Origin of the sequence: Mesorhizobium sp. M7A.F.Ca.CA.001.08.2.1, from assembly GCF_003998455.1 — a bacterium.
GTDB lineage: Bacteria > Pseudomonadota > Alphaproteobacteria > Rhizobiales > Rhizobiaceae > Mesorhizobium > Mesorhizobium ciceri.
The window spans coordinates 1-6,128 of record NZ_RZPW01000360.1; the positions used below are offsets into that span (position 1 = coordinate 1).

Genomic DNA, 6,128 nt, shown 5'->3' on the forward strand with positions numbered 1-6,128 from the left:
ATGGTGGAACGGATAGTCCTTGCCGAAGCGCACGACATGTCGTCCCGCCGCGTCCGTGACCACATAATTCGCGTTGCTCAGACCGCCGGGCAGCGGTGCGATCTCGATGCCACCGGTCCAGCAGGGCAGGGCGCGGATGCGATCTTCGGCGGTCACGGAATCATCCCTGGTTTGCTGGGCTTCGACAAGGCGCCGTGAACAGCGCAACGACGGCGGGGAGAAACGTAAATAATCTCGTCGGTGCGGGACGCCAGGATCGGTATCCCGCACCGCACCGACGAGCCCCTTGGCCAGGTTTTTGAGCCCGGCATCCGCCCCCGCGGATCTGAAAATTCCTTGTACAGGCACGTTCCAAACGGCCTGATCGCTGAGTTGCGGCTCTGCCCCCAGTCGCAGATCTGGAGCCTGTTGATGTCTTTGATTTCACGCCAGGGTTTCCCGCTTGTCAATGAAAAGCTGTGACTTTTTTTGGGTATTTTGCCTGAAAGCATAAGGTAGTTGCTTTAAAAGCAATTGAATTACCTTAGAATCGGTCAAGAGCATCAGTTCGGGAAACCAGATGGCCCAGTCCAAACGACACGGCGAGATCCTGCGGCTCCTGCAGGAAGAGGGCACCGTCACCATCGCCAGTCTGGCCGACCGGCTGGGCGTGTCGCTCGAGACGGTGCGCCGCGACGTCAAGCCGCTGACCGGTGATGGCTCTGTCCTCAAGATGCATGGCGCCATCGGCCTGCCGTCAATGATCGGCGAAGCGCCGTTCGAGCGGCGCATGCGTGAGAACGCCGACGCCAAGCGCGTCATTGCCCGCATGGTTGCCGCCACCATCCGCGACGGGGAATCCATCATGCTCGACACCGGAACGACGACCTCGTTCCTTGCGCGTGAACTGCTCGGCCACCGGCGCCTGACGGTCGTCACCAATTCCTCGGACATCGCCCGCACGCTGGCCACCATCAACGGCAACAAGGTCTATATGGCCGGCGGCGAGCTGCGCAGCGATTCCGGCGCTGCTTTCGGCGCCTCGGCGATCGATTTTGTCAGTCGCTTCTCGGTCAGTCACGCCATCATTTCCACCGGGGGCGTCGACGCGGTGATGGGCGTCATGGATTTTGATCTGGATGAGGCCGAGTTCGCCCGCATGGTGCTGTCGCGCGGCCAGCGGTCCCTCGTCATCACCGATCACTCGAAATTCGGCCGTCTTGGTCTGGTCCAGGTCTGCGGCTTCGACAGCTTTTCCGAACTCGCCACCGACCGCTCGCCGCCGCACGACCTGGCCGCCGCCCTTGCGCAGGCCGGCGCCCGGCTCAGCATCGCCGGCGCGGAAGCCGGGTTCTAGCCGAAGACCAGCGATTGGTGGGCGCAGACGCCCGCAAAGGTGCCACCCGATACTGCAAAGGCGATGTTGTGCATCGAACGTGCCGCGTCGCCGGCGGCGTAGACGCCGGGCACGGTCGTCTGCTGCCTGTCGTCGACTGATATCACCGTGCCGAGGAGGCCTTCGGTGAAGCCGCAGCCGAGCTGTTCGGCCAGCGGGCTGGCCATGATATTGCGCGGAGCGGTGAACATCGCCCTGACGCCGGCCTTTCTGCCGTCGTCGAGGTGGACGATCAATCCGCCGGAGCCGTCTTCCTCTAGCTCGGCAACGCTGGTGGGCTCAAACCGCACCTTTCGGCTCTCCAGCGCGCGCATCTGCTCTGTGTCAGGTTCGAACAGGCCATTGCCGAACAGCGTGACATCGCCCCAATCGGTGATCAGCTGTGCCTGATGCATGGACATCGGACCGGTTGCGAGCACGCCGAGCGGCCCGCCGGAAACTTCGTAGCCGTGGCAATAGGGGCAGTGCAGCACGCTCTTTCCCCAGAGCTCGGCAAGCCCGGCAACCTCCGGCAGGATATCGCGCACCCCAGTGGCCAGTACCAGCCGTGCCGCGCCGAATGTCTCGCCACCCTCGGTGGTGATTTCGAACTCGCTGCTGCCAGCGGCAAGGGCCTTGTCGGCGCGCCCGTCGACAACCCTGGCTGTCGGATAGGCCAGTAGTTGGCGCCTTGCGTCATCCAGGATTGCGCCGGGCGCGCGCCCGTCATGTCCGAGGAAGCCGTGCGAATGCTCGGCAAAGCGGTTGCGCGGCCGCCCGGCGTCGATCACCAGCACCTTGCGTCCTGCCCGCGCCACTTGGATGGCGGCGGACAGGCCGGCAAAGCTGCCGCCGATGACGGCAAGATCATACTGCATGGCTGGAGACTCCAATGAGGTCAAAACGGCGGCGGAAATCGGCGGTCAGGTCAGCCAGCGTGATGCGGCTCAGCTTCTCCGCCAGCAGCCTTTCGGCGGCGATGCGAAAATCGTCGAGCACGGCGATCACCGCCTGCTCGACGAGGCAGCCGGGGCTTTCCGGCTCGGTGCTGAACGGCAGCAGCGTCTCGCCAAGGGCGACGCTGATCTCGGCCAGGGATATTTTCTCGGGCGCCCGCCCGAGCAGCCAGCCGCCACCGTGCCCGCGCGACGAGGTGACGATGCCGGCGTCGCGCAAGCCTGCGATGGTGCGGCGGACCACCACCGGATTGGTGTGGATGAAGGTGGCAAGCTGCTCGGAGGTCAGCGCCTGTTCGGGCTTCTCGGCCATGTGGACGAGAATGTGCAGGGTAGAGGACAGTCGGCTGTTGCGCTTCATGTAACTTAGTTAGTTACGATTGGTGTCGATGTCAAACACGTCTCGTCCGCGCCGAGGCGCAATGTCCACGCAATCCATTCGCGGCAAACAGAACCAGTCGGTGCGCGATTCGCCTCGTATGCCGGCGCCAAGGCGTCGGACCCGACATATGCAACGGATTTCGGGTCCGACGCTGACTGCAGCAAACGCCACGCCGACCGATCGAAGCGTTGGATCCAGGATGAAGGTTGCCTGATGCTTTGTCTTTTCTCCAGAGATGGACCGTGGCACCGTTTGGTGTCGGCGTCACCATGTCGCTTCGCATGACGGGGCCGCTGGCAGCCATCCTCGGCTTCGGTCTGTTGGGCGTTTTCTGCCTCGCCTTCACCGAAAAGATCCTGCCAATTCCGCCCTCGCATGTGCTGCTGCTGTTCCTCGGCATGACGGCGGCGCCGGATGCTTCGACGCTGGCGATCCTGCTGATGGTGACGACGCTTGCGTCCGCCAGCGGCTGCCTTGTCTGGTATGCGGTCGGCCGCCGGGTTGGACCTGACCGTGCCGACAGGCTGGTCGAGCGTTTCGGCAAGTACGTGTTCCTGCGCCACGCGACCTACCGCAGGCTCGGCCAGGCCTATCGGCGCAATCACGTCCGGGTGTCCTTGCTGGCGCAGTTCATCCCGACTGTGCGCAATTACCTGCCGATCGCCGCCGGCGCACTCTGCCTGCCCGCTTTGCCCTTCGCGGCCGCGACGCTGCTCGGCGCCACGTTCTGGAACGCGGGCTTTCTCACCACCGGCTATCTGCTGCGCGGCAGCGGCCGGGACTCCTTCACGGTGGGCCTGCGCATCATTGTCATCGTCGTGGCTCTGGAGACGGCATTCATGCTTGCGCTGCGCTATGGCCCCGCATGCCGGCGGCGCATCAAGTTGGCGCTCGGTTGAGCGCCAGCTCTCAGGTCATGGGATAAGCTCTGCAGTCGGCTTTCCTTCGTTCGGCCGCCGGTGTTTAGTCCGGACCATGGCTTTCACCATCCGCCAGCTGCAGTTCTTCATCGCCGTTGCCGAGCAAGGCACGGTCTCGGGCGCCGCCCAGAACCTCTCCATCTCGCAATCGTCGGTCACCGAAGCGATCAAGGAACTCGAAAGCGATCTCGGCGTCGAACTGTTCGAACGCCACCCGCGCGGCCTCAACATCACCCACAAGGGTCACCAGTTCCTGCGCCATGCGACGAAAATCCTCGCCGATGTTTCCGACGCGCGCCGCTCTTTCTCCGGCGAGCAGGCGGTGGCGGCCGGCCGGCTGCAGCTCGGCGTCACCTCGCTGGTCGCCGGCTATGTGCTGTCGGATCTGCTCGCCCGCTACCGCCGTGCCTATCCGGGCGTCGAGGTCTCTGCCATCGAGGACAATGGCGATTATCTCGAACACCTCCTGATCGGCGGCAAGCTCGACATTGCCGTCATGGTCACCTCCAATTTGCGCGACCGCACCGCGTTGCAGTCGGAAATCCTCGAAGTCTCGGCCTATCGGCTGTGGCTGCCGCTCGGTCATCCGCTCGTCGGCGCCGACATCATCAGCATTGGCGACATTGCCTCCGAAACGCTGATCATGCTGACCGTCGACGAGATCGAGGAGAATACCGGCAAGCTGCTGACGGCGATCGGCGCCAAGCCGCATGTCGCCTTCCGCACCCGTTCCGTGGAGGCCGTGCGCAGTCTGGTCGCCACCGGTGCCGGCGTGGCGCTGCTGCCCGATCTCGTCTACCGGCCCTGGTCGCTGGAAGGCGACCGCATCGAATCGCGCGATATTTCCGGCTCCTTGCCGGTGGTCCAGGTCGGCATGGTCTGGCGGCGCGGCTCCGGTCTGCCGCAGGCCGCGCGCGATTTCATCGGTCTTGCCCAGTCGCAACGGACGGTCCGCCAGCGTCCCTGAGAGGCCGGCTGCACATCTATCGGAAAAACCGATATCGCCCTTCTGATAAATGAATTTGCGAAACCGGAATTTTCAAAGCACTTTCGGTTCAGGGACCAAAGCCGCCATCAGAGCGGCATCAAGCCCAACGGACGAACTGACAGTTTTCAGTCCGCGCGTGACCCCTAACGAAGACCGAAACCGGCTTTCAGGGTCAGGCGCCTAAATGGGAGATCGACAATGAATTCATTCCTGAAGTCATGCACTGCTCTGACGGTCGCGCTGACCTTTTCCGGTCAGGCCGTCGCCCAGGTCAAGGAACTTGGCAAGGGCGAAGGCCAGGTCAACATCGTTGCCTGGCCGGGCTACATCGAGCGCGGCGAAACCGACAAGGGCTATGACTGGGTGACCTCCTTCGAGAAGGAAACCGGCTGCAAGGTCAACGTCAAGACCGCCAACACCTCCGACGAGATGGTCTCGCTGATGAATGAGGGCGGCTTCGACCTCGTCACCGCTTCGGGCGATGCCTCGTTGCGCCTCGTTGCCGGCAAGCGCGTGCAGCCGATCAACACCGATCTCATCCCGAGCTGGAAGACGGTCGACGAGCGCCTCAAGGACGCGCCGTGGTTCACCGTTGGCGGCGCCCACTACGGCGTTCCCTACCAGTGGGGTCCCAACGTCCTGATGTACAACACCGACGTGTTCAAGGACGCTCCCAAGAGCTGGAACATCGTCTTTGAGGAAATGAAGCTGCCGGACGGCAAGTCCAACAAGGGCCGCGTCCAGGCCTATGACGGGCCGATCCACATTGCGGATGCGGCCAACTATCTGATGTTCCACAAACCGGAACTCGGCATCAAGGATCCCTATGAACTGAACGAGGACCAGTACAAGGCGGCGCTCGAATTGCTGCGCGTCCAACGCACACTGGTTGGCCGCTATTGGCACGACGCCGCCATCCAGGTCGACGATTTCCAAAACGAAGGCGTCGTCGCTTCCGGCTCGTGGCCGTATCAGGTCAACACGCTGGTCGCCGCCAAGAAGCCGGTCGCTTCCACCATCCCGGAGGAGGGCGCCACTGGTTGGGCCGACACCACCATGATGGAGGCCGACGCCGCCAACCCCAACTGTGCCTATATGTGGATGGAACATTCGCTGTCGCCGAAGGTGCAGGGCGATGTCTCAGCCTGGTTCGGCTCACTGCCCGTCGTGCCCGCCGCCTGCAAGGGCAATGAGCTTTTGACCGACGAGGGTTGCAAGACCAACGGCTACGAGAACTTCGACAAGATCAAGTTCTGGAAGACGCCGGTGTCGAAATGCGCCACCCAGAACGATCAGTGCGTGCCCTACTACCGCTGGGTGTCGGACTATATCGGCGTCATCGGCGGACGATGAGCATCCTTACCCTCCCCCTTGTGGGGAGGGTCGACGCATAGCGTCGGGGCGGGGTCTGCTCGGGGTTTTTCGAGACACCCCCACCCGCGGCTTCGTCGCGACCTCCCCAAGGGGGAGGTGGGACGTCGCGCGACATCAACACATCAAACCGGCAACGGACTGACATCTCATGACC

At 63.3% G+C, this 6,128-nt stretch carries 6 protein-coding genes and 1 pseudogene; 4 read left to right on the forward strand and 3 right to left on the reverse strand.

Translation table 11 applies throughout. The annotated features are described in order from the left end of the window. Positions 1-156 (reverse strand): annotated as a pseudogene (locus EN914_RS39265) (choline kinase); the annotation flags it as partial. Positions 157-559: 403 nt separating this feature from the next. On the opposite strand from EN914_RS39265, the gene EN914_RS20570 reads away from it, so the two are divergent. Next, the gene (locus EN914_RS20570; protein WP_013528029.1) at positions 560-1,336 is read left to right on the forward strand and encodes a DeoR/GlpR family DNA-binding transcription regulator; all 777 of its coding nucleotides are present in this window, start codon (positions 560-562) and stop codon (positions 1,334-1,336) included. On the opposite strand, the gene EN914_RS20575 is transcribed toward EN914_RS20570, so the two are convergent. Together EN914_RS20575 and EN914_RS20580 are read right to left on the reverse strand one after the other, a co-directional pair. Continuing rightward, positions 1,333-2,232 carry an NAD(P)/FAD-dependent oxidoreductase gene (locus EN914_RS20575; RefSeq protein ID WP_024503366.1) on the reverse strand — a complete coding sequence of 300 codons (900 nt, stop codon included), beginning with the start codon at positions 2,230-2,232 and terminating at the stop codon, positions 1,333-1,335. The two genes, EN914_RS20570 and EN914_RS20575, sit on opposite strands and share 4 nt — an antisense overlap. Further along, complete coding sequence (locus EN914_RS20580; RefSeq protein WP_024503367.1) at positions 2,222-2,671, reverse strand: Rrf2 family transcriptional regulator; 450 nt, start codon at positions 2,669-2,671, stop codon at positions 2,222-2,224. Before EN914_RS20580 ends, EN914_RS20575 begins: the two co-directional genes overlap by 11 nt. Positions 2,672-2,934: 263 nt before the next feature. On the opposite strand from EN914_RS20580, the gene EN914_RS20585 reads away from it, so the two are divergent. From EN914_RS20585 to EN914_RS20595, 3 genes are all read left to right on the forward strand, one after another. Further along, the gene (locus tag EN914_RS20585) at positions 2,935-3,591 is read left to right on the forward strand and encodes a DedA family protein (protein ID WP_081714289.1); all 657 of its coding nucleotides are present in this window, start codon (positions 2,935-2,937) and stop codon (positions 3,589-3,591) included. 76 nt (positions 3,592-3,667) lie between these two features. Continuing rightward, complete coding sequence (locus EN914_RS20590; RefSeq protein WP_013528025.1) at positions 3,668-4,579, forward strand: LysR substrate-binding domain-containing protein; 912 nt, start codon at positions 3,668-3,670, stop codon at positions 4,577-4,579. Positions 4,580-4,798: 219 nt separating this feature from the next. After that, positions 4,799-5,953 carry an ABC transporter substrate-binding protein gene (locus EN914_RS20595; protein ID WP_024503369.1) on the forward strand — a complete coding sequence of 385 codons (1,155 nt, stop codon included), beginning with the start codon at positions 4,799-4,801 and terminating at the stop codon, positions 5,951-5,953. Positions 5,954-6,128: the final 175 nt, after the last annotated feature.